Here is a 3322-nt window from a genome sequence, read left to right on the forward strand (position 1 = left end):
GTCGACGTAGAGGGCCGGGTCCTTGCCGCTCGTGGTGATGAAGCCGTCGGCGATTCGGCCCGCGAGCTTCGTGGCGGCGGGACCGGCGGCGCCGATGTAGATCGGCACGAGCTCGTCGGGACGGTCGTAGACGGTGGCGTCGGTCACCGAGTAGAACTGCCCGTCGAACGTGACGCGCTCGCCCGACCACAGCTCGCGGATGAGCGTGATCGACTCCTTGAGGCGCTGGAAGCGCTCGGGCGGCTCGGGCCAGTCGAGGCCGAGTGTCACCTCGTTGAGCGCCTCGCCGGTGCCGACGCCGAGCACGATGCGGCCAGGGTTCAGCAGCCCCAACGTCGCGAATGCCTGCGCGATGACCGCCGGGTGGTAGCGGAACGTGGGGGTGAGCACCGAGGTGCCCAGCAGCACCCGCGAGGTGCGGGCCCCCACGGCGCCGAGCCACGGGATCGCCGCCGGTGCGTGGCCGCCCTCGTGCATCCACGGCTGGAAGTGGTCGCTGATGAACACCGAGTCGAAGCCGACCTCTTCGGCGAGCACGGCGAAGTCGGCGAGCTGGCCGGGGCCGAACTGCTCGGCGGAGGCCTTGTAGCCGAGGCGCAGGGGAATGGTCATGATGCTCCCATCGTGGACGTGTCGGAGTCGGGGGTCGAGTCGATGACGGATGCCGCACCGTCGCCGGCGGCGCCGACGAGCTCGTGCGGCGGCTCGAACTCGGCGCCGGTCGCGCCGTCGAGCACGCGCCGGAACGCGTCGACGGGCGCCGGCCACAGCAGCGTCAGGCGGCCAGAACGCGGATCGACGTACCAGTTGCGGCATCCGCCGGTCAGCCACGGCGTCGCGGCGGCGGCGGCGTCGATCGCGGCGGTGTAGGCGGTCTCGGCCTCGGGGCGCACCCGCCGCACGGCAGGGTGCTCGCGCAGGGCGCGGGCGGCGTACCGGGCCTGCTGCTCGGCCATGAGCACCGAGGAGTTGTGCCCGAGCGAGGCGTTCGGGCCGTTGAGCACGAACAGGTTCGGGAAGCCGGTGACCACCGTCGAGGCGAACGAGGTCATGCCGGTCGCCCAGTGAGCCGCAAGGGTGCCGTGCTCACCGGTGACGAGCTCGGCATAGGGCTGCTCGGCGGCGGCGAAACCGGTCGCCAGCACGATGACGTCGGCATCCATGCGTCGTCCGCTCGCGGCGGTCAGCGTCGTGCCCGAGACCTCGGTGAGCGCCGACGGCTCGAGGTCGACGAGACCCGACGCGATCGACGGGTAGAAGTCGTCCGAGAGCAGCACACGGGTGCAGCCGAACGCGTACGCCGGCGTCAGCGCCGCCCGCAGCGTCTCGTCGGGCACCTGCGCGGCGAGGTGGTCGAGGGCGGCCGCGTGGGCGCGCGCGGATGCCGCGGCATCCCCCGACCGCGACGCGAAGCGTTCCTCGCCTTCGCGGTAGAGCGCGTCGTACGCGGCCTGCACCGCGTCGGGGTCGGCATCGAGGGCCGCTCGCTCGTCGGCGTCGTAGGTGCGCCCGCCGCGCGGGACGATCCACGCGGGCGTGCGCTGGAAGAGGGTCACCCGGGCGCCGCGTCTCGCGATCTCGGGGGCGAGCTGCACGGCGCTCGCGCCGGAGCCGATGACCGCGACGCGGGCTCCGGTGAGGTCGACGTCGTCGCGCCAGCGGGCCGAGTGGAAGATCGGCCCGGGGAAGCTCGCGAGTCCCTCGATCTCGGGGATGCGCGGCTCGGTCAGCCGGCCGCACGCGAGCACGAGGGCGTCCGCCTCGAGCTGCGCCGGCGAGGCGCCGCCGGTCGAGACCCGCCACAGCGACGCGCCCGCGTCCCAGGTCGCGGCCGTCATCGGGGTGTCGTAGCGCAGGGCGTCGCCGAGCTCGGCGGCGACCTGCTCGAGGTAGGTGCGGATCTCCTCACCCGGCGCGAACTCGCGCGTCCACGCGCCGCTCAGGTGCGAGCGCAGCTGGTAGAGCCGCGACGGCACGTCGCACGCGATGCCGGGATAGACGTTGTCCCGCCACGTACCGCCGGCGCTCGCCGCCCGCTCGATGACGGTGACGTCATGCCCCTCGTCGCGCAGCGCGAACGCGGCGGCGAGCCCCGAGAAGCCCGCGCCGACGATGAGCACCCGCGTCGCCGTCACCGGGCCGCCTTCCGCTCGGCATCGGGCTCGCGGTAGTCGGTCGTTCGCTGCCGGAACGGTCGCAGCAGCGACGCGGCGAGCCGCGCGGCCTCGGGGATCGGCAGCTCGAGCCCCTGCTCGACGCTGGCATCGGGGCGCACGCGTCCATCCAGCAGGGTGCCGCCGAGGTCGTCGCCGCCCGAGCGCAGCAGCACGGCGGTCGCCGCGATTCCGAGCCGCGTCCAGGGCACCTGTACGTGGGGGATACTGCCCGTCAGCAGCAGGCGCGAGACCGCGACCATCGCGCGATGCTCGTCGATCGGGGCGCGGCCGGCGACGAGCGGCACGCCGCCGAGCGGCGCGGGAAGCGGGATCGGCACGAACTCGGTGAAGCCGCCGCCGCTGCCGGCGGCCGCGGCATCCGCCTGCAGCTCACGCAGGCGACGCAGATGCGCGACGCGCTCGCCGGCGGTCTCGACGTGGCCGTAGAACAGCACCGACGTCGAGCGGAAGCCGTGCGCGTGCGCGGCGCGGATGCCCGTCTCCCACCGGTCGATCTCGAGGTCGCCGTCGAACGCCGCCCGTCGCACCCGCTCGCTCAGCACCTTGACGCCGGTGCCGGGTACGCTGCGCACGCCCGCGTCCCGGAGTGCCGCCAGGGCACCGTCGAGACCGAGCCCGCCGCGGTCGGCGAGATCCCAGACGTCCTGCGGGCGGTAGGCGTGCAGGTGCAGGCGGGGCGCCGTCTCGTGCACGGTGCGGGCGATGTCGAGATAGGCGCGGGGATCTTCGGATGCCGCCACCCGCCCCTGCACGCAGATCTCCGTCGCGCCGAGGTCCCACGCGTCGGTGGTGATCGCCGCGACGTCGTCGAGCGTGAACGTGCCGGGCTCGCCGGTCGCGACCGCCCGGAACCCGGTGGAGGTGAGATTGCGGTTCACGACGATGCTGACCGTCTCGCCGACCGTATAGCGCCGCACGTCGTCGGCGGTCGCGGTGAGGGTGTCGAGGCCGGACCCGGTCGCGGTCAGCAGGCGCACCCAGTCGCCGTCGTCGAGGTCTCCGGGGGCGGATGCCGCGGCCTCCGCGAGTCGGGCGAGGTCGCCGCCGCTGCGCCGTGATGCCGCCGGGGCGCCGCAGCGACGGAGTGCGGGCGCCGCGTCACCGGCGAGCCCCGAGTCGGGGTCGGCGAGCCTCGCGACCGCGGG

The 3322-nt window shown here is 74.4% G+C and carries 2 protein-coding genes and 1 pseudogene; all 3 read right to left on the bottom strand.

What is annotated here, in order from left to right:
• On the bottom strand, window positions 1-612 hold a 612-nt coding region (locus tag ASG00_RS18280), incomplete at its 3' end, for a TIGR03557 family F420-dependent LLM class oxidoreductase (RefSeq protein ID WP_235559524.1).
• Window positions 609-2135, bottom strand: coding sequence for a flavin-containing monooxygenase (locus ASG00_RS11535; protein ID WP_235557470.1), 1527 nt, complete (start codon window positions 2133-2135; stop codon window positions 609-611). The genes ASG00_RS11535 and ASG00_RS18280, both read right to left, overlap by 4 nt.
• Window positions 2132-3322: pseudogene (fbiC, locus tag ASG00_RS18285) on the bottom strand (7,8-didemethyl-8-hydroxy-5-deazariboflavin synthase); the annotation flags it as partial. The gene ASG00_RS11535 and the pseudogene fbiC, both read right to left, overlap by 4 nt.

This window comes from Microbacterium sp. Leaf351 (assembly GCF_001423825.1).
Classification (GTDB): Bacteria; Actinomycetota; Actinomycetes; order Actinomycetales; family Microbacteriaceae; genus Microbacterium; species Microbacterium ginsengisoli.